The sequence below is a fragment of the Aquabacterium sp. genome (assembly GCF_050725395.1).
Taxonomy (GTDB): domain Bacteria; phylum Pseudomonadota; class Gammaproteobacteria; order Burkholderiales; family Burkholderiaceae_C; genus Aquabacterium.
The window spans coordinates 14,888-35,436 of record NZ_JBOHHL010000037.1; the positions used below are offsets into that span (position 1 = coordinate 14,888).

14 protein-coding genes and 2 tRNA genes are annotated in these 20,549 nt (G+C 63.9%); 11 read left to right on the forward strand and 5 right to left on the reverse strand.

Going from position 1 to position 20,549, the window contains the following annotated elements:
• Positions 1-79 precede the first annotated feature (79 nt).
• The 4 genes from ACREB4_RS17990 to ACREB4_RS18005 all read left to right on the forward strand — a co-directional run bounded on the left by ACREB4_RS17990 (position 80) and on the right by ACREB4_RS18005 (position 6,316).
• Positions 80-2,701 carry a circularly permuted type 2 ATP-grasp protein gene (locus ACREB4_RS17990; RefSeq protein ID WP_431589619.1) on the forward strand — a complete coding sequence of 874 codons (2,622 nt, stop codon included), beginning with the start codon at positions 80-82 and terminating at the stop codon, positions 2,699-2,701.
• Complete coding sequence (locus ACREB4_RS17995) at positions 2,698-3,636, forward strand: transglutaminase family protein (protein WP_431589620.1); 939 nt, start codon at positions 2,698-2,700, stop codon at positions 3,634-3,636. Before ACREB4_RS17990 ends, ACREB4_RS17995 begins: the two co-directional genes overlap by 4 nt.
• 159 nt (positions 3,637-3,795) lie before the next feature.
• Positions 3,796-5,229, forward strand: a complete 1,434-nt coding sequence (locus ACREB4_RS18000; protein WP_431589621.1) for a circularly permuted type 2 ATP-grasp protein — start codon at positions 3,796-3,798, stop codon at positions 5,227-5,229.
• A gap of 130 nt (positions 5,230-5,359) precedes the next feature.
• A complete protein-coding gene (locus tag ACREB4_RS18005; protein ID WP_431589622.1) occupies positions 5,360-6,316 on the forward strand; it encodes an alpha-E domain-containing protein in 957 nt (318 codons plus the stop codon).
• A 24-nt stretch (positions 6,317-6,340) separates the two neighbouring features.
• Here ACREB4_RS18005 and ACREB4_RS18010 read toward each other — a convergent pair whose 3' ends face one another.
• The 3 genes from ACREB4_RS18010 to ACREB4_RS18020 all read right to left on the reverse strand — a co-directional run bounded on the left by ACREB4_RS18010 (position 6,341) and on the right by ACREB4_RS18020 (position 9,229).
• Positions 6,341-7,498, reverse strand: a complete 1,158-nt coding sequence (locus ACREB4_RS18010) for an SGNH/GDSL hydrolase family protein (RefSeq protein ID WP_431589623.1) — start codon at positions 7,496-7,498, stop codon at positions 6,341-6,343.
• 151 nt (positions 7,499-7,649) lie between these two features.
• The gene (locus ACREB4_RS18015; RefSeq protein WP_431589624.1) at positions 7,650-8,822 is read right to left on the reverse strand and encodes an SGNH/GDSL hydrolase family protein; all 1,173 of its coding nucleotides are present in this window, start codon (positions 8,820-8,822) and stop codon (positions 7,650-7,652) included.
• A 134-nt stretch (positions 8,823-8,956) separates the two neighbouring features.
• The gene (locus ACREB4_RS18020; RefSeq protein WP_431589625.1) at positions 8,957-9,229 is read right to left on the reverse strand and encodes an oxidative damage protection protein; all 273 of its coding nucleotides are present in this window, start codon (positions 9,227-9,229) and stop codon (positions 8,957-8,959) included.
• A gap of 168 nt (positions 9,230-9,397) precedes the next feature.
• Between ACREB4_RS18020 and ACREB4_RS18025 the strand changes: the two genes are divergently transcribed.
• Positions 9,398-10,129, forward strand: a complete 732-nt coding sequence (locus tag ACREB4_RS18025; RefSeq protein WP_431589626.1) for a hypothetical protein — start codon at positions 9,398-9,400, stop codon at positions 10,127-10,129.
• Positions 10,130-10,136: 7 nt separating this feature from the next.
• Here the strand turns inward: ACREB4_RS18025 and argA are convergent, their stop codons facing one another.
• Positions 10,137-11,516, reverse strand: coding sequence for an amino-acid N-acetyltransferase (argA, locus tag ACREB4_RS18030; RefSeq protein ID WP_431589627.1), 1,380 nt, complete (start codon positions 11,514-11,516; stop codon positions 10,137-10,139).
• Positions 11,517-11,605: 89 nt separating this feature from the next.
• Here argA and hrpA point away from each other — a divergent pair, with 89 nt between their 5' ends.
• The 5 genes from hrpA to ACREB4_RS18055 all read left to right on the forward strand — a co-directional run bounded on the left by hrpA (position 11,606) and on the right by ACREB4_RS18055 (position 17,491).
• Positions 11,606-15,523, forward strand: a complete 3,918-nt coding sequence (hrpA, locus tag ACREB4_RS18035; protein WP_431589628.1) for an ATP-dependent RNA helicase HrpA — start codon at positions 11,606-11,608, stop codon at positions 15,521-15,523.
• A gap of 169 nt (positions 15,524-15,692) precedes the next feature.
• The gene (locus tag ACREB4_RS18040) at positions 15,693-16,256 is read left to right on the forward strand and encodes a hypothetical protein (RefSeq protein WP_431589629.1); all 564 of its coding nucleotides are present in this window, start codon (positions 15,693-15,695) and stop codon (positions 16,254-16,256) included.
• Between the two features lie 51 nt (positions 16,257-16,307).
• Positions 16,308-16,384, forward strand: a tRNA-Pro gene (locus ACREB4_RS18045).
• Between the two features lie 259 nt (positions 16,385-16,643).
• Positions 16,644-16,720, forward strand: a tRNA-Arg gene (locus ACREB4_RS18050).
• 99 nt (positions 16,721-16,819) lie between these two features.
• Positions 16,820-17,491 carry a hypothetical protein gene (locus ACREB4_RS18055; protein WP_431589630.1) on the forward strand — a complete coding sequence of 224 codons (672 nt, stop codon included), beginning with the start codon at positions 16,820-16,822 and terminating at the stop codon, positions 17,489-17,491.
• On the opposite strand, the gene ACREB4_RS18060 is transcribed toward ACREB4_RS18055, so the two are convergent.
• Positions 17,472-18,242: an oxepin-CoA hydrolase, alternative type gene (locus ACREB4_RS18060; protein ID WP_431589631.1), complete on the reverse strand. Its 771-nt coding sequence runs from the start codon at positions 18,240-18,242 to the stop codon at positions 17,472-17,474. The genes ACREB4_RS18055 and ACREB4_RS18060 overlap by 20 nt on opposite strands.
• A 238-nt stretch (positions 18,243-18,480) precedes the next feature.
• On the opposite strand from ACREB4_RS18060, the gene ACREB4_RS18065 reads away from it, so the two are divergent.
• The gene (locus ACREB4_RS18065) at positions 18,481-20,547 is read left to right on the forward strand and encodes a hypothetical protein (protein WP_431589632.1); all 2,067 of its coding nucleotides are present in this window, start codon (positions 18,481-18,483) and stop codon (positions 20,545-20,547) included.
• Positions 20,548-20,549: the final 2 nt, after the last annotated feature.

The following is a 20,549-nucleotide window of genomic DNA, read 5'->3' on the forward strand; positions in this document are numbered from 1 at the left end:
GGAACCCTTGGTCAAAATCTTGCAAGGTCTTTGACAATACGGGCAGTTCGCGCGAAGCTGCCTTTTTCATTGCCCACTGATGCCTTCCTCCCTGCAGTTGTTTGACGATGACCCGGATCAGCCCACCGTCGCTGAGGCCTTGCTGCGCCGTGCGCGCCCCGTGGAGGCCGGGCATTACGACGATCTCCGTGCCGCCGATGGCAGCCTTCGGCCAGGGTGGGCCGCGTTCGCGGAGCACTTGGGCGGCCCGCTGGACGACCTGGGGCAGCGCCAGGCCTTGCTGGCCCGGCAGATCCAGGAAGATGGGGTCACCTACAACATCTACGGTGCGCAAGGCGCGGCCTCGCGCCCCTGGTCGCTGGAGGTCTTGCCCCGCCTGATCGAGCCGCAGGATTGGCGCCTGATCGAGCAAGGGGCGGCCCAGCGCGCCAACCTGCTCAACCAGATCGCGGCCGATGTGTATGGCGAGCAAAAGCTGCTCAAGGACGCTTATCTGCCGGCGGCCCTGGTGCTGGGTCACCCGGGCTACCTGCGTGGTCTGCATGGCGTCAAGCCGCTGGGTGGCGTCTACCTGCACGTGGTCGCTTTCGACATGGTCCGCGCGCCGGATGGCGCCTGGTGGGTGGTGTCGCAGCGCACCGAGGCGCCTTCGGGCCTGGGCTACGTCATGCAGAACCGGCTGATCGTCTCGCGCCTGTTCCCCGATGCCTTCCGGGCCATGAGCGTGCAGCACCTGGCCAGTGGTTTCCGGCGCCTGCTCGAGACCCTGCAAACCCTGGCCGAGCCCTGTGCCAATGGCCAGTCGCCGCGCCTGGCGCTGCTGACCCCCGGTCCCTACAACGAGACCTATTTCGAACACGCCTACCTGGCCCGTTACTTGGGCCTGCCCCTGGTCGAAGGGGGCGACCTCACCGTCCGCGACGAGCGCCTCTACCTCAAGACCGTGCAGGGCCTGGAGCCCATTCATGGCCTGCTGCGCCGCCTGGATGACGACTACTGCGACCCGCTGGAATTGCGAAGCGACTCCACCCTCGGTGTGCCGGGCCTGATGCAGGCCGTGCGCGCGGGCAATGTGGTCATGGCCAATGCCCTGGGCACCGGCTTCCTGGAATCGCCCGCGGTGCATGGCTTCCTGCCCGCCTTGTCCCGCCATGTGCTGGGCAAGGAGTTGATGCTGCCGTCCCTGCCCACCTGGTGGTGCGGCGAGAACGCGGCCTGGCAGGACGTCAAGGCCGAGTTGGGCGAGCAGGTGATCCGGCCGACCTATCCATTCAGTGGTCCGACTGGCAGCGTGCCTTTCGATGCGGTGGTGGGCCCCAGCCTGAACGCCTCCGCCCTCAAGTCCTGGGCCGCGCGCATCGAGCGCGACCGGGCGGCCTACACCTTGCAGAACTTCGTGCCCTATGCCCAGTTGCCGGTGTGGTCGCAAGGCCAGTGCAGCATGCGTGGCGCCTCGCTGCGGGTCTATGCCCTGGCCGATGGCAAGGGCGGTTGGCAGGTGCTGCCGGGCGGGATGACCCGCATCGCCACCCGCGACTCCGGCCCGGTGTCCATGCAATTGGGCGGCAGCAGCCTGGACACCTGGGTCATCACCGATGGACCGGTCGACACCTTCTCGATGCTGCACCAGTCGCTGCACGTCGAAGACCTGGTGCAGCGCCAGCGCCCGGTGGCCAGCCGCATGGGCGAAAGCATGTTCTGGATGGGCCGCTACACCGAGCGCACCGAGTTCCAGTTGCGCCTCGTGCAAGGCCTGTCCAGTGTGCTGGCCGACGACGACGAGACCGACCCCGCCGTGCTGGAAGCCTTGTCCGACCTGGCCCGTGTCAACGGCCTCGTGCCCGATGGCACGCCCAGTCTGACCAAATCACCCCGCGTGTTCGAACGGGCCACCGTGGAGGCCCTCGGCGACTCGCGGGCAGAGCAGGGCGCCTACAGCCTGGCCTACAACCTCGGGGCGCTGGAGCGTTCGGCCCAGGCCTTGCGCGAGCGCCTGTCGCCCGAGCATTGGCGCCTTTTGCGGGCCCTGGGCGAGAACTTCCGCCAGCGCCTGATGCGCTCCGATGACCTTGGCGGGCAAGCTGACGACCTGGCGGACGAAGACGACCTCGACAACCTGCCCGACCTGATCCGGGTTCGCGAGGCGCTGGACCACCTGGCCATGCAACTGGCCGCCGTCACGGGATCGCAGACCGACCGCATGACACGCGATGCCGGCTGGCGCCTGCTCACCGTGGGCCGGCTGATCGAGCGCCTGGTCAGCTATGCGGGCATCCTGCAGGCCTTCTGGCAGCGCGAGGCCACGCACACGCCGCAAGGCTTCGACCTGCTGCTCATGCTGTTCGACAGCGCCATCACCTTCCGCGCGCGCTTCCAGCGTCGCCTGGAATTGCCCGCCTTGCTGGCCATGCTGGTGATCGACGAAACCAACCCGCGTTCCTTGGCCTGCGTGCTGCGCCGCCTGCGCACTGAACTGGGCAAGTTGCCCGAGCGCGCCGGCCCCAAGGAAGACCTGTTGGCCCTGTTGCCGCAAGAAGGCGTGGGCGTCACGCTGGAAGAGCTGTGTGAACCCGAGCTGGGCAATGCCGCGCTGCAGATCCTGGCCCAGCGCCTGATGGACGCGGGCTGGATGCTGTCCGACGAACTGGGCCGCCGCTATTTCGCCCACTCCGAACCGACCGAACAGATGGTGAGCGCGTGACCGATCCGCAACCCTTGGCGCAAAGGCTCACCGTCGAGCACGAAACCCTGTACCGCTACGCGCGCCCGGTCGACATGGCCCAGCACATCGCCTGCCTGCGGCCTTTGTCGGACGAGGGCCAGATGCTGGAGCAGTTCGAGATGAGCGTCAGCCCCTTGCCGGCCCAGCACAGCACGCGCCGCGACGCCTTCGGCAACAGCCGCGCCTATTTCGCGCTCAACGCGGCCCATGGCGAGCTCAAGGTGGTGGCCCGCAGCCAGGTGCGCGTCAAAGCGCGCTACCGCGACCTGGATCCGGTCAAAGGTGCCACCTGCGGCGAAGCCCGCGAACTGCTCACCTACCGGGCCGAAGCTGCTTTTCAAGGCGCCAGTGAGTTCGCCTATGCCTCGCCCTTCGTGCCCATGCACGACGAGTTGCGCGACTACGCCGCCAAATCCTTGAAAGACGACCGGCCCCTGGCCGAGGCCGTCATCGAGCTGATGAACCGCATCCACGCGGACTTCAGTTACGCGCCCGCCTCCACCGACATTTCCACGCCCATCCTGGCCGTGTTCGACCAGCGCAAGGGCGTCTGCCAGGATTTTGCCCACCTCATGCTGGGCTGCTTGCGCGCCTGCGGCCTGGCGGGGCGGTATGTCAGCGGTTATCTGCTGACTTTGCCGCCGCCGGGCCAGGCGCCCTTGGTTGGCGCGGATGCTTCGCACGCCTGGGTCAGCGTCTGGTGCCCCGGCTTGGGGCTGCCCGATGGCGAATGGCTGGATCTGGATCCCACCAACGATTGCGTGCCCGACACGCACCACGTCCGGGTGGCCCATGGCCGGGATTTCGGCGACGTCACACCTCTGCGCGGTGTGATCCGGGGAGGCGGAAAACACACCCTGGTGGTGCGTGTCACGACCCGTTTGCTGAAGGAAAACGTCAAAGTGTTGACGTGAGCACCAAGTTGGAACGATATTGCACCAAGCACTGGCATTTCAACGACATTTCGCCCAGAAGCTGTGCCATGGCCCGATTCGGCGCTGGGGGTTGGCACACTCCATGCATTACTTTGTCAGACCGCTGTTTTCAAGGGACTCCCTGACGGGACGAAGTCAATGAGATTCTTCGACGAAATGCACGTCAACAGCGCCCAGGTGCGCGACCACTACCAGGTCTACGACCGATGGCTGGCCAAGCAGCCACGCGACGTGATGCGCTCACGCCGTGAAGAAGCCGAGATGATCTTTCGCCGGGTCGGCATCACCTTCGCGGTGTACGGCGACAAGGACGAAACGGGCGCCGGCAACGAACGCCTGATCCCTTTCGACCTCATTCCCCGCATCATCCCGGCGCATGAGTGGCGCGAAATGGAAAAGGGCCTGCGCCAACGCGTGACCGCCCTGAACCGCTTCCTGCACGACATCTACCACGACCAGGAAATCCTCAAGGCCGGCATCATCCCGTCCGAACCGGTGCTCAAGAACGCCCAGTTCCGTCCTGAGATGATGGGCCTGAAGGTGCCGGGCGACATCTACTCCATCATCGCTGGCATCGACATCGTCCGCGCCTGCAACTCCGATGGCTCGGGCACCTACTACGTGCTCGAAGACAACCTGCGCGTGCCCAGCGGCGTGAGCTACATGCTCGAGAACCGCAAGATGACCATGCGTTTGTTCCCCGAGCTGTTCTCGGAACACCGCATCGCCCCGGTCGCCCACTACCCCGACCTGCTGCTCGACACCCTGCGCGCCGTGGCCCCGGCCTCGGTCAACGAGCCCACCGCCGTCGTGCTCACGCCGGGCATGCACAACTCGGCCTACTTCGAGCACGCCTTCCTGGCCCAGCAGATGGGCATCGAGCTGGTCGAAGGCGCGGACATGTTCGTCAAGGACGACTTCGTCTACATGCGCACCACGCGGGGCCCGCAGCGCGTCGATGTCATCTACCGCCGCGTCGACGACGACTTCATGGACCCGGAGGTTTTCCGCAAGGATTCGACCCTCGGCGTGGCCGGCCTGTTGCGCGCCTACCGCGCCGGCAACGTGACCCTGGCCAACGCCATCGGCACCGGCATCGCCGACGACAAGTCGATCTACCCCTACGTGCCCAAGATGATCGAGTTCTACCTGGGCGAGAAACCGATTCTGCAAAACGTGCCGACTTTCCTGGGCCGGGACAAGAACGACCTCAAGTACGTGCTCGACAATTTGAAGGAATTGGTCGTCAAGGAAGTCCACGGCGCGGGTGGCTACGGCATGCTGGTCGGTCCGGCGTCGACCACGGCCGAGATCGAGGAGTTCCGCCAGCAACTGCTGGCCAACCCCAGCAACTACATCGCGCAGCCGACCTTGTCGCTGTCGACCTGCCCCACCTTCGTGGAGTCGGGCATCGCGCCCCGCCACATCGACCTGCGGCCCTTCGTGCTGTCAGGCAAGACCGTTCAGATGGTGCCGGGCGGACTCACCCGCGTGGCCCTGAAGGAAGGCTCCCTGGTCGTCAACAGCTCACAAGGCGGTGGCACCAAGGACACATGGGTACTGGAAGCATGAGGAGGATCCCACCATGCGTTACGACGGCTCTCGCGCTCAAAGTCAGCCCCCCGAACCACCGGAAGACAGCACCCCGGCCGACCGGCTGGAACCACGTCTGAACCTCCACACTCCACACACGGAGTCCCGAATGCTTTCTCGCACTGCCGACCACCTCTTCTGGATGGCCCGCTACATGGAGCGGGCCGAGAACACGGCCCGCCTGCTGGACGTCAACTACCAGACCTCCCTGCTGCCGCAGTCGGAAACCGCGGCGATGCAAGGCTGGAAGGGTCTGCTGGGCATCAGCGAGCTGACCCACGACTACCAGAAACGCTTCGACAAGATCACTGCGCGCGACGTCATGAGCTTCATGGTCAGCGATGCGAACAACCCATCGAGCATCCTGAGCTGCCTGCGGGCGGCGCGCGAGAACGCGCGCGCGGTGCGTGGTGCCCTGACCACCGAGGTCTGGGAAACCACCAACCAGACCTGGTTGGAATTCAACCGCCTGCTCAGCAGCGGCGCCTTGAAGAAGGACCCGGCCGAGTTGTTCGAATGGGTGAAGTTCCGCTCGCACCTGTCGCGCGGTGTGACCCTGGGCACCATGCTGCAGGACGAATCCTTCCACTTCCAGCGCATCGGCACTTTCCTGGAACGCTCCGACAACACGGCCCGCCTGCTGGACGTCAAGTTCCACAGCCTGGACACCGAGTTCTTCGGATCTGGCGCGGGCAACGAGACCAAGGAAGTCGACTTCTACCATTGGTCTGCCGTGCTGCGCAGCGTCTCGGCCTTCGAGGTCTACCGCAAGGTCTACCGGAACGTGATCCGGCCCGAGAAGGTCGCCGAATTGCTCATCCTGCGCCCCGACATGCCGCGCTCGCTGCTGGCCAGCATGAACGAGGTGGTCAGCAACCTGCGCGCGGTGGCCAATGACCAGAGCGACGACACCTTGCGCCGCGCTGGTCGCCTGCGTGCCGACCTGCAGTACGGCCGCATCGACGAGATCCTGGCCACCGGCCTGCACGCCTACCTCACCCAGTTCCTCGACCGGGTGGGTGACCTGGGCTATGGCATCAGTCGTGATTTCCTGATGCCGGAGTGATGAGCCCCCGGAGGGGCTCAACGCTCAACGCGAGGGCAGCGGCGCATCCATCACCACCGCCTTCGCGAATTCCGTGCCGATGACCGTCGAGCCAGCAGCCGTTGGGTGGTTGGTGTCCCAGAACAGGTACTTGTCAGGCTGTGCACAGATCGGCTTGTTCATGGCCACGTAGCAAGGCTCCGTGACGTTGTTGCCGTCCTCGGCTGCCTGGACGATGCGCACCTGCGAGTAGGTGAAGGTGTCGAAGGTGCGCACGGTGGCCTCGGGGTACTGCTTGGCGAAGGCCTTGAGCGTGTCGCTCAACAAGGCGGCGAACTCGACACTGCGCGCCTTGGCGTTGGACAGGTAATTGCTCAAGGTCTTGTTGTGTTCATGGGCGGAGGGCGTGATGCTCAGGTCGGGCATCAGGGGCACGAAGAAGTGCCGCGCGCCGCGTTTGTACAAGCTGGTCATGCCCTTGTTGATGTTGTTGGCGACCAGCGCTGAGGTCGGTTTGTGGAAGATGTTGCCATCCGCGTAGAAGTCATCCGGTCCGGTCCACAACACATACAAGGCGTTGGCATCCACGGGTGCGTTGGCGTTGGGCTGGTTGTCCAGGAAGTCCTGAATCTGCTTGAGCATGCCCTGTTGCATGGCGTAAGCCGGCACCAGGTTGTCGGTGCCGGAGCGCGCGCCAGCGAAGGCGTAGTTCACGAGCGGGATGTTCAGTGCATTGGTCATCGCCTCGACCACCACGACCCCATCGGAGAAGCGGCCACGGTGGTTGGGTTCGGCAGGAATGCCGCGTCCTCCGAATTGCTCGATGCTGCCGAAGAGGTTGCCCGTGTCACTCATGCTGTCGCCGAACGAGATGGCCTGGGTGTAGCTGTTGGCGTACACCTCTGCAGGCGGCACAGGTGGCTGGGAAACTGGCCGCAACCTGATGGGCTGCCGAATGGTCAGTTGGCGGATGCCTTCCGCATACGGCCTGAACGAAGGTTCGAAGCTGGCGGCGATGGGAGCCCATAGCAGCGGATTGATGCCGATGGCATAGACGGTCAAGGGCGACAGCGCCACGCCGCTGATTTGGCCAGTGGCTGCCAGGATCGCAGGGGGAATCGGTTGGGCCGAGGCCCCATTGGACGATGCCATCAAGGCGGCCGGGAACAGCCAGGAAGCCAATGCGATTGGTTTGAGTTTCATGGTCGAGCCTCTCCTGAGTTAATTTGATGCGTATAACGAAACACGAGCAACAAAGCTCGTGTTTTATTGTGGCATTTCAATGTGACTCAGTCCGTGAAAAGCGGACACTCAAACGCGGGGGATCAAGCAAGCCTCATCCGCGGCCTTGCATTCACCGGGAGGGCAGGGGCGCGGTTTCCACCAAGGACTTCGCGAAGTCCGTGCCAATGACCGTCGAACCAGCCGAGGTGGGATGGTTGGCATCCCAGAACAGGTATTTGTCGGGCTGGGCGCAAACGGGGCCTGGCACGCCCGGGAACACTGGGGTGTAGCAGGGCTCCGTCACGTTGTTGCCCTCCGCTGCCGCCTGAACCATGCGCACTTGCGAGTAGGTGTAGGTGTCGAAGGTGTGCACTTTGGCCAACGGGTATTGCTTGGCGAAGGCTTTGAGCGAACTGGTCAGCATGCTGGCGAACTCGGCGCTGCGTGCCTTGGCGTTGACCAGGTAGTTGCCCAAGGTCTTGTTGTGGTCGTGGGCGGAGGGCGTGATGCTCAGGTCGGGCATCAGCGGCACGAAGAAGTGGCGTGCGCCGCGCTTGTACAAGCTGGTCATGCCCTGGTTGATGTGGTTGGTGATCTGCGTGGAAGTGAGCTTGTTGAAGATGTTGCCATCGGCGTAGAAGTCATCGGGGCCGGTCCACAACACGTACAGGGCATTGGCGTCCACCGGTGCCCTGCTGCTGGGCTGGTTGTCCAGGAAATCCTGGATCTGCTTGAGCATGCCTTGCTGCATGCCGTAGACCGGCATCAGGTTGTTCATGCCCGAGCGTGCGCCCGCGAAGGCGTAGTTCACGAGAGGCAGGTTCAGCGCATTGGTCATGGCTTCGATCACCACGACGCCATCGGAAAAGCGCCCGCGGTTGCTGGGTGGGGCTGGCATGCCCTTGCCGCCAAAGTGTTCGAGGCTGTCGTACAGGTTGCCGGTGTCGCTCATGCTGTCGCCGAACGAAATGGCCTGGGTGTAGCTGTTGGCGAACACCGTGGCGGGCGGCTTGGGCGCACTGGGCACGGGCCGCAGCTTGATGGCTTGCTTGATGGTCAGCATGCGCAGCCCTTCCGAATAGGGCTTCACATCGGGGCCGAAGAGGCCAAGGATGCCGTTCCACAGCAAAGGATTGGCGCCGATGAGGTAGGCGGTGGGCGGCGTGAGGACCACGCTGCTGGCCTGTCCGGTGAGCGCCAGCGCCAATGGGGGCAATTGAACCTGGGCCAGCGCGCTGGTCGATGCCGTCAAGGCGGCGGCTTGCAGCACGCAGGCTGCCAGTGTGCTTGTGTTGAACTTCATGTGCGTCCTTGTGGTGTGACGTTGCTGGCCGGTGTGGCCGACCTCTCCCTTGCGCGGGTGAATGTTACCCTCTAGAACGAAAAAGCCGAGCGGGGCGACTCGGCTTTTGCTTCAGGTTTTACCCGCAGGACGGCTCACTGCGATGGGGGAACGTAGCCCTGGACCTGGTCACCACCGCCACCAAAGAAGAACTGCTCCATCTGCCGTGCCAGGTACTGGCGGGCGCGGGCGTCGGCCAAATTCAGGCGGTTTTCATTGACCAGCATGGTCTGGTGCTTGAGCCACAGCTGCCAGGCTTCCTTGCTGACCTCGTTGTAGATGCGCTTGCCCAGCTCGCCGGGGTAGGGCGCGTAGTCGAGGCCTTCGGCCTCCTTCTTCAGGTGGGTGCATTGAATGGTGCGTGCCATGGTCGATTCCGAAAAAATCACTTGAACGGGCGCCGGATGCACCCAACCCGCAATGGTACGGGCATTGGCCGCCTCTGGTGAGGGCAGGGTGGCGGGTAAAGCTGATTTGGCCCTGAAAAACCTGGCGGTTTTCGTGGAAGGATACGGTCCCCGCAGGAGAAACCTTCCATGAGATGTTGTGATTCACGGACCGCCGCCAGCCGTGTCTTGGCCATTGGTGCCATTTGCGCGGCCTTGGCCGCTTGTTCGTCCCGACCGCCGGCGCCCGCCCTCAAGCCGGCGTCGGCCTTGAACCAGGATTGCAGCCTGGTGGTGGCCGCGGGTGGCGAACGCCAGATCAATTGCCGCCTGGCGGTTCAGCTGCCCGACACGCAGGTCGATGCCGCGCACCCTGGCAGTGTCGCTTGCAGCAGCACCAGTTTCTCGGTGTTCAAGCAGGCGCTCAACCTGCCCATCTGGCTGGGCTATGGCCAGAAAGGCGACGATGGCCCCTTGCGGGTTCGCGTGGGCGGCACGCTGGGCCCGGGCACGCACAGCGCCAAGGTCGGCCAATCCGCAGGCAACGATTGCGATGCCACCGTTGGCCCGGTGGCCACGCTCGATGCGCGTCTGGGTGGCCGCTACGTGGCCTTGGTCGACCAGTCCCAGCGGCCCGCGTGCGTGGCCCAGTCCAGCTTGGTGTTGAGCAGCTTCGAGCAGGCCTTGTCCGTGCCCTTGTCGGTGAACATCGCTGGCGTGGCCAGGGAAATGACGAGCGATGCCTTGCAAAAGCGCCTGGACCTGGAAGTGGCCACCCAGGTCAACAAGTACTTGCAACCTTCGGCGCGGCCCTTGTCGGACGCCGTGGTGAGCCGCAACGGCCGTTGCCCCGAAGGCTTCCGGACCTTCATCGGCCGCTGATGGCCCGTTACTTCAGCGGCTTGACCAGCACCTGCGAGCGCCGATCCCACTTGTAGTGGCGCTTGCGGGCCTCGGGCAGCCAGGCCGGATCCACCGGTGCAAAGCCGCGCTTGATGAACCAGTGCATGGTGCGCGTGGTCAGCACGAACAGGGTCGACATGCCCATGGCGCGCGCGCGTTGCTCGATGCGCTTGAGGATGCGTTCGCCGTCGCCCTGGCCCTGCACATTGGGCGACACCGTCAGTGCGGCCATCTCGGCGGTGCCGGATTCCGGATAGGCGTGCAGGGCGGCGCAGCCGAAGATCACACCGTCGTGTTCGATCACGGTGTACTGCGCCACGTCGCGTTCGATCTCGGTGCGGCTGCGCTTGACCAGGGTGCCGTCCTGCTCGAATGGTTCGATCAGTTGCAGGATGCCGCCCACGTCCTCGTGCGTGGCCTCGCGCAGGCTTTCCAGCTTTTCATCGACGATCATGGTGCCCACGCCATCGTGCGTGAAGACCTCCATCAGCAGGGCGCCATCGACCTTGAACGGGATGATGTGCACCCGCTCGACACCGCCTTCGCTGGCCTTGACCGCGTGCTGCAGGTAGAAGGCCGTGTCGGTGGGCTGCATGGGGTTGGGCAGGGTGGCGACCAGGCGCTTGGCGTCGGCCAGGGCCAGCTCCTGGTCGATCTCGTCGTCGTTGTTCTGGGTGGCTTCCAGCTCCACGGCCTTGTCGGGGGACTGCACCACGCTTTGCAAGATGCCCCGCACCTCGGTCACGAAGATCAGCTTGTCGGCCTGCAGGGCGATGGCGGCGCTGGTGGCCACGTCCTCCATGCTCAAGTTGAAGGCCTCGCCGGTGTGCGAAAAGCCAAAGGGCGACAGCATCACCATGGCCCCCGTGTCGATGGCCCGGCGCACCGGCATCGCGTCGATCTTGCGCACCAGGCCGGTGTGCATGAAGTCCACGCCGTCGACGATGCCCACGGGGCGGGCCGTCACGAAGTTGCCCGAGATGACGCTGACCGAAGCGCCGGCCATCGGCGTGTTGGGCAAGCCCAGCGAAAACGCGGCTTCGATCTCGTAGCGCAACTGGCCAGCGGCCTCTTGCGCGCAGTCCAGCGCCACCGAATCGGTGATGCGCATGCCGTGGCTGAATTTCGATTCCTGGCCCTTGGCGCGCAGTTGCTCTTCGAGCTGCGGCCGGAATCCATGGGCCAGCACGATCTTGATGCCCATGGCGTGCATCAACGCCAGGTCTTGAACGAAGCTTTCGAGCTTGCCGGCGGCGATCAGTTCGCCCGACAGCCCCACGACGAAGGTTTTGCCGCGGTGCGCATGGATGTGCGGTGCCACCGAGCGAAACCAGGGCACGAAGGTGTGGGGAAAAACCAGATCCATGGGGCAGAGAGCGTTTTCGAGTGGGGAAGGAATGCCAGCCGACATGTTACGGGCATTGGGCGGCGCCCGCGCGACAGATAATCCCATTCTTGTCCCGACCAGAACGCCCCATTCCCTTGCTGCCCCCCATCACTTTCCCCGAATCGCTGCCGGTCAGCGGCAAACGCGCCGACATCGAAGCCGCGCTGCGCGAGCACCAGGTCATCATCGTGTGTGGTGAGACCGGCTCGGGCAAGACCACGCAACTGCCTAAGATCGCCCTGGCCATGGGGCGGGGTGGCTGGGGACAGCCGCGCGTGCCGGGCAAGCGCGCGCAGCAGATCGGCCACACGCAACCGCGGCGGATTGCAGCGTCCAGCGTGGCCAAGCGCATCGCCGAAGAGCTGAACACGCCGCTGGGCGAGGTCGTGGGCTACAAGGTGCGCTTCCAGGACCGGCTGCAGCCTGGCGCCTCGGTCAAGCTGATGACCGATGGCATTTTGCTGGCCGAAACGCAGTCCGACCCGGACCTGCGCGCCTATGACACGATCATCATCGACGAGGCGCACGAACGCAGCCTCAACATCGATTTCCTGCTGGGCTACCTGCGCCAGTTGCTGCCGCGCCGGCCCGACCTGAAGATCATCGTCACCTCGGCCACGATCGATGCGGACCGCTTCGCGCAGCACTTCGCGTCCAGCAAAGGCCCGGCGCCTGTCATCATGGTCTCGGGCCGGTTGTTCCCGGTCGAGCAACGCTGGCGTCCCTTCGAAGACAGCCGCGACTACGGTCTGAACGAAGCCATCACCGACGCGGTGGACGAACTGTGGCGCGAAGGCAGTGGCGACATCCTCGTCTTCCTGCCCGGCGAGCGAGAGATCCGCGAGGCGGCCGACCAACTGCGCAAGCACATCGCCCACCAGCGCATGGTGGCCAACATCCTGCCCCTGTTCGCGCGCCTCAGCCAGCAGGAGCAGGACGAAGTCTTCCGCACCGGCGGCGCGCGGCGCATCGTGCTGGCCACCAACGTGGCCGAAACCTCGCTGACCGTGCCCGGCATCCGCTACGTGATCGACGCCGGCCTGGCGCGTGTCAAGCGCTACAGCTTCCGCAACAAGGTCGAGCAGCTGCAGGTCGAGCCCATCAGCCAATCGTCGGCCAACCAGCGGGCAGGGCGCTGCGGCCGCGTGGCCAACGGCATCTGCATCCGCCTGTACGACGAGAAAGACTTCAACGGCCGGCCCAAGTTCACCGACCCCGAGATCCTGCGCAGTTCGCTCGCTGGCGTGATCCTGCGGATGAAGTCCTTGCACCTGGGCTTGGTCGACGACTTCCCCTTCATCGAGCCACCTTTGCGCAAGGCCATCGCCGACGGCTACCAGCTGCTCAACGAACTCGGGGCTGTGGACGACGTCAACGAGATCACGCCACTGGGGCAAACGCTGGCCCGCCTGCCGCTGGACCCCCGCGTGGGCCGCATGATCCTGGAAGCCAAGGACCGCCAGGCCCTGGCCGAGATGCTGGTCATCGCTTCCAGCTTGAGCGTGCAGGACGTGCGCGACCGCCCCATCGAGCACCAGCAGGCGGCCGACGAAAAGCACAAGAAGTTCGACGACGAGAAGTCGGAGTTCATGGGCACGCTCAAGCTGTGGAAGTGGCTGGACGAATCGCGCGGCGGCCACGGCCACCAGGCGCCCGGCGCTCCGGAACAGCACAAGCTCAGCCACCGCAAGTACGAACAACTGCTGCGCGAGCATTTCATCAACCCCCGCCGCGTGCGCGAATGGCGGGACGTCTACACGCAACTGCACACCGTGGTCGCCGAGCACAACTGGCGCCTCAACGGCAGCCCCGCAACGTATGAGCAAGTGCATTGCTCGCTCCTTTCAGGTCTCTTGGGCAACCTGGGCTGCAAGAGCGAAGACGAAGACTGGTACCTGGGCGCGCGCGGCATCAAGTTCTGGAAGCACCCCGGCGCCAACCTGTCCAAGAAGCCTGGACGCTGGATCCTGGCCGCCGAGCTGGTCGAAACCACCAAGCTGTATGGCCGGGGCATTGCCAACATCGAGCTGCCCTGGGTGACGCAGATCGGCGCGCACCTGCTCAAGAAGCAGATGCTGGAGCCGCACTGGGAAAAGAAGGCCGCCGAAGTCGTCGCGCTCGAACGCGCCACGCTCTATGGCTTGGTGATCTACAGCAACAAACGCATCAACTTCGGTCTGGTCGATCCGGTGCTGTCGCGAGAGATCTTCATCCGCGAGGCCCTGGTCAATGGCGAGTGGGAAACGCGCTTGCCTTTCCAGGCGCACAACCACAAGCTGATCGCCCAGGTCGAGGCGCTGGAACACAAGTCGCGCCGGCAGGATGTGCTGGTCGATGACGAGCTGATCGCCGCCTTCTACGAAGCGCAGATCCCGCCCGAGGTCGTTTCAGGCGCCACCTTCGAGCGCTGGTACCGCCACGCCAGCCGCGAGAACCCCAAGCTGCTGCACCTGACGCGCGAAGAGCTGATGCGCCACGAGGCCGCTGGCATCACCAGCAGCGCCTTTCCCAAAACCGTGCGCTTGGGTGGCATCGACTGTGCGGCCACCTACCTGCACGATCCCGGCGATGCCAAGGACGGCGTCACCGTGACCGTGCCCATCTTCGCGCTCAACCAGGTGGGTGAAGAGCGCGGCGAATGGCTGGTGCCGGGCATGCTCAAGGACAAAGTGCTGGCCCTGCTGAAAAGCCTGCACCAGAAACCGCGTGCGCGTTTGGTGCCTTTGCCCGACTTCGCCGAAGCGTTCATCCAGGCTGTGCCCTTTGCGCAAGGCGGCATGCTCGATGCCTTGCTCAAGGCGGTGCGCGACAAGACCCAGCTGGACATCAAGCGCGCTGACTTCAAGCAGGAGCTGCTGTCGCCGCACCTGTTCATGAACTACCGCGTGGTCGATGAACATGGCCGGCAACTGGGCATGGGCCGCAATCTGGCTGCGCTCAAGGCCGAGTTGGGACACGAGGCGCGCGGTGCCTTCCAAGCCCTGGCCACGCTGAAAGCCCAGGCGGTCGTCACCGGGGTTGACGAATCCATGGCGGGTGCGACCGATGCCGCACCCCGGTTCAGCAAAGCCCCCTCGCCATCGCTCACCAAGGGCGCGGATGGTGGCGCCATCACCAAGCTTCCCAAGGCCCAGGCCCCGCAGCCTCTGACCGATTGGTCGTTCGGCGAGCTGCCTGAACTGATGGAGATCCAGCGGGGGGGGCACACCTTGATCGGCTTCCCGGCGCTCATCGACAAGGGGGCGCATGTCGAGATCGAGGTGTTCGACGAACCCGACGTGGCCGCCCAGAAGCACCGCATTGGCCTGCGCCGATTGATCGCCTTGCAGATCAAGGATCCCCTCAAATACCTGGAAAAGAACATTCCGGACCTGCAGAAGATGGCCATGACCTACATGAGCCTCGGCACGTCCGACGAATTGCGTGAACAGATCATCGACCTGGCCCTGGACCGTGCCTTCCTGCTCGACCCCTTGCCCAACAATGCCGCCAGTTTCAAGGCGCGCATCGAAGAGGGCCGCACGCGCCTGAACCTGATCGCCCAGGAAGTGGCACGCCTGACCGGCACCGTGCTGGTGGATTACGCCGCGGCCATTCGCAAGCTCAAGGATGCCAAACCACCCAAAGAGGTGCACGACGACATCACCGCGCAGTTGCAGCGGCTCATGCCCAAGCGTTTCGTGGTCCTTACACCGTATGGCCAATTGCAACATCTGTCGCGTTACCTGAAGGCCATCACCTTGCGGCTGGAAAAACTGCGCGGTGACCCGGCGCGCGATGCTCAGCGGCTGGCCGAACTGCGTCCACTGGAGCAACGCTATACCCGTCGTTTGGCGGATCTCAAGGGCGTCGTCGATGCTCGCACCGACGAATTCAGGTGGCTGCTGGAAGAATTGAGGGTGAGTTTGTTCGCCCAGGAATTGCGAACACCGCAGCCCGTGAGCATCAAGCGATTAGAGAAAACGTGGTCACAAATCACGAATTAATGCAAGTGAAGTGGCACCACAATGTAACCATGGCGGCAGCAGTCGTTACGTATGGTCACTTTCAAACGAGCATGAATATTTTGACGGCCCAAAATTCGGGATGTCGGGTGTTGTTGCCCATCATTGGTTGGAGTTTCTTGTGGATAGAAGTGTGCAAAAGCGTTTTGTGATGAAGGCCCTCGCTGGGGCCGTGGTGGTGATGGGCATGGCGGCACAAGCTGGTGCGGCAGGTCTGCTGCCAGGTCAGTGGCGGTCTGATTACCGTGTCTTGATCAATGGACGTGACTCCACCGCGGTGATGTCCCAGTTCGTTGCCCAAGTGCGTTCGGCCTTGCCCACCTCGGTCAAGACCAACGCGAGGGTTGGCTTGAACAGCATTGGCAACCTGGGCAGCTCCAGTGTGTGCCTGCCCGCCCAGGTCGCCTCGACGCTGACCACCCCCACCACCATCTTCAACACCTTCTCGAAGATGAACCCGCTGTGCAAGCTGGTGGCCGGCACGCCCAATGGCGGCACCGTTCCCTTCACGGGTCGTTGTGATGATCCTGTCAGCTTCACCGGTCCGGTGAGCGGCCAGGTCAGCATCACCAGCAGTGCCAAGTGGGCCGCGACCATGGAAGGTGCGGGCAAATTCCCCGACGCCGTTCTGGCCGGTTTGAGCATTCCTGCCAAGACGACCGTGATGATGAAAACCACGGCATCGAACAATCTGTTGTCGACAACCTGCCAATGAAGAATTTTCAGGCGGCGGCGCCCGGAATGCAGGCTATAATCACAGGCTTGTCGGGGCGTAGCGCAGCCTGGTAGCGCATCTGCTTTGGGAGCAGAGGGTCGTGAGTTCGAATCCCACCGCCCCGACCAAAAATTGAAGAAGCCAGCAGATCGATGATCTGCTGGCTTTTTTCATGCTCAGCCCACCCAGGGGTCTGGGGTCGAACTCCGTGTCCTCGCGCGTGTGCAATGTTCACGGTGACCTGCACCACCATCCGAAATGGTCCGCCAGGTTTCTGTAACTGTTGTAATTCGGGCAAGGCGGCGCTGCCATCGAGGCGCTTCGGGCCAGCCATCCGCGCAAGCGCTGACCGCCGGGTGTCGGGCAGGCCGTAAAATCGCACCTTGGCTGTCCGTAGCTCAACTGGATAGAGCAATTGCCTTCTAAGCAATAGGTCGGGGGTTCGAGTCCCTCCGGACAGGCCATCATGGTGAAAACATGGTCTCACAGGCCCCTCGTTCGCATGCAGAATGGCCGCATTACCTTGTGATGTTCCAATTTCATCCAGCGCTTCGCTGACCAGCATGTTTGCAACCATCAAACGCATGATCGCACCCGGCTCTGGCAAGGGTGACGAGGGACAGGTTCTGTCCAACTGGGCCAAGGCCGGAGGGCACGCCTACAAAACCGTGCGAGACAAGGACGGCGGCGGCCATGTCGTCCAGGTCGAGGACCAAGATTGGCGGGTGGAATGGGGCACGTCGCAGCGCTCCTACATCCATGGCAAGGAACTTCGATTCCGAAGCGAGACCAAGCTCTCGCCCGATGTGCAGATCCTGCTGGTCAGCCGGGTCCTGGCGCACACGCTCGAAACCGAGGTCTTCAGCAGTTTCACCAACGCCATGCAGACGCAGGTCGACAACACCTTGCCGGATGAGATGCGTTGGCTGCCCATGCACCCGCGTGTGACATTGACCGAGCCGGCTGTCCTGGCCAAGCGCTTCGTCGTGCTCTCCAATGCCGAAACCGTGGCCCGGCGATGGCTGGACGATGACCTGCTGTCGGTGCTGGAAGAAGCCGCCACCACCTGGTGGACCGACACCCTGACCCTGGTGATGACGGTCAACCGTGGGCGCTTGACCATCCGCATGCCCGGTCAGCCGCTCGAGGAATCCCAGCTTGATGCGGTGGGGCGCTTGTGCTCGCAAGCCACCCGAAGCCTCCGGGCCGCCGCGCTCAGTTCGTCTTCCGGCTGAGAAACTGGTCGATCGCCTGGCCCGCTTCGGGCCGGAGCAGGTTGACCATGAAGTGTTGTTTTTCGGCGTCCAGTTGCTGACGCAGTGTCTGGGCCGGGGCGTCGTTCACCAGCTCCTTGACGCTGGTCAACACGCCAGGGGGCACTTGGGCCAGTTGTTCTGCCCAGTTCAAGGCCTGTTGAAGCACGGTGCCCGCTGGCGCCAATTGGTGCACCACACCCCACTGCGCCATCTGTTGGGCCGAAATGGGCGCGCTTTGCCACAAGAGTTGCAAGGCCGGGCCGCGACCCAGCAGCCTGGCCAGGTGCCAACTGGCGCCGCCATCCGGCGACAAGCCCACTTGGCTGTAGGCCGACACGAAGCGCGCGTTTTCTGCCGCCACGACCAAGTCACAGGCCAGCACCAATGACAGTCCACCGCCCGCTGCCACGCCCTCGACCGCGGCGATCACGGGTTTGGGAAAGCTCCGCAAGGCCTCGATCCACTGGTGAAACGCGTCGATGTGCTCGGCCACCTTGGGCAGATCGTGCTGGCGGTTGTGGGTTAAACGCTGCAGATCGCCACCGCCACAAAAATGATCACCGGCCCCGGTCAGGATCACCGCGCGAACATCATCGTTGGACTCGGCCATGTTGAGGATCTCGATGCCGGCCGCGTACGCCTGAGGAGACAGGGCATTTCGCGTGGCGGGACCGACCAGGGTCATGACCTGGGTGGCGCCGACGCGTTCGGTTTGCAATTCAGTGGTCATTCAAATGTGGCAATCGATAACGAATAGCTGGAAAGTTAAGGTGCTTCCCATGGCATGGAAGCATTGGGCTTCATGCTAGAGTGAAATCTTGGGCCTCGCATGCACCGATATGAATAAATTCAACAGAATATCGGCCGCGGTTCTAGCCGGTATGGCGCTTTATGGAGCGTCTGGGGCATCCCACGGTTTGGGCTACGGCCGGCCCACCAGTCGCGCCATTTTGGGCGAAACGCTCAGTGTGACCGTTCCCATCAATGTGGACTCGGCCAACGACATCGCCAACGAGTGCGTGGCGGCAGATGTCTATTTCGGCGACGACAAACTGGCGGGCGAAGACGTCACGGCCGTGCTGTTGCCCGGCGCGGGTGGCGAGCGCATCATCAAGGTGACCACCCGGAAGTTCGTCAATGAACCCGTGGTCACCATTTACCTGGCGGCCGGTTGCAATGCGAAGATCAGCCGCAAGTTCGTGGCATTCGCCGACCCACCCAGCGCGGTCGCCCCTTCCCAAAGCCTGATCCAGGTCGAAGCACCTCCCGTGGCGTACGCGGCCAAGGCCGGCACGGTGAAGGTGGGCGGGCTGACCATTGAGACCAGTGGCTCGGCCATCGCGCCGAGTGTGGACGATGCCCAAGGCGGAGCCAAAACTGCTTCGCGCGCCAAAAAATCCGCAACCAGATCCGCGTCTGCCTCGGCCTCGGCCAAGGCCGTGAAGTCAGGCGCCGATGCGCTGCAGGGCGCCCCCAGTCTGGCCTTGTCCTCCCGTGCCCAGGCCCAGGAGGTCCGGGTGACTGACGAGGCAAGCCTTGGCAAGCACCGTGGTGCCACGTCAGGCAAGGCACCAACTTTGGAAGCCAAGCGCTCTTCGGGTGAGCGCTTGATGCTGGATCCAATGGATGCCGATGCGTTGGTCCAGCCCAACCTGACGATGACGACCATTCCGCAAGGCAGGTTTGAAGGCGACGAGCCTTCGCCAGAAGTGAAGGAGCGGCGTGCGGCCGCGGCGGCTTTGTGGCTGGCCATGAACACATCGCCAGAGCAGCTGATGCGCGATCAAGCGCGCGTGCAGGAACTTGAAAAGCGGTTGGCCAGCTTGAAGCAGGAGTCCGCCCAGTCCCAGCAACAGATCGCCCAGCTTCAATCCAAACTCCAACAGGCTGAATCGGTTCAGTCCAATCCCACCTTGCTGTATGCCCTGGGTGGTCTGGCCGCGCTGCTGGCCGCGGCCGTGGCGGTGCTCTTCCTCAAGGATCGCCGCAAGGGTACCGGGGCGGATTGGTGGAAATCGGATGGGGCGCCCCCTGCTGAACCCACCCATGGCGAGCAGCCCGATGCTTCGCCTTTGGAGCAAACCCTGGCGAGCTTCAAACCGGGTTCTGTTGACGATGGCCGCCGCGGTACCACGCCGGCGGTCGCTGCAACGGCCCCCGCAGCGACTGCGCCGGTGATCGAAACGCCTGCCCCTGCGCGTGAGCCTGCGCCCACCTTCAACATCCCGCCGGTGACCACCGCCCCGGCGCCTTTGGCGTCCTCGGCCAGTGCGGCTGCACGCGCCCCAAGGCCCGTGCTCCAGGACCCCCCGCGAGAGGTCTCGGTCGAGGAACTGATCGACCTGGAGCAACAGGCCGAATTCTTTGTCGTGCTGGGCCAGGACGATGCCGCGCTCGACCTGCTGGAAAGCCATGTGCAAAGCACCACGGGCGCGAGCCCCTTGCCCTTCCTGAAGTTGCTGGAAATCTACCAGCGTCTGGGCAAGCGCCAGGACTACGAGCGCATCCAGTCCGAGTTCAACCAGCGCTTCAATGGCTATGCGCCCGCCTGGGAGTCCGACCTGCTGCAAGGGCACAGCCTGTCGGAATACCCAGGCATCGTCGAGCGTTTGCAGGCCCTCTGGGCATCGCCATCCAAGGCGATGGACGTGCTGGAGCGTTCGCTCACGCGCCCCGATGCCGAGGCGGAAACCTTCGACCTGCCGGCTTACCGTGAACTGCTGTTCCTCTACGCCGTCGCCCGCGACCTGTCGGAGCGCGAGCCTGAGAGCCGCGAGGCGGTGGACCTGAGCCTGCCTTTCGTCGACCCGACCATGGTGACGGTGTCGTCCGAGCCCGAGACCATCGAGCCTTTGATGGCCACGCGTCCAGTCAAGGCCCAGCCTCAGGCGCAGCCGATGATCAGCCTGGATCTGTCACTGGACGATCTGGAGCCGCTGGAGCCGGTGGCCGAGGCTGAGCCTGGCCAGGATGGCAATGGCATCGATTTCGAGCACGTGGACCTGAGCCACAAGCCTGACAAGAACAAGGATTGAGC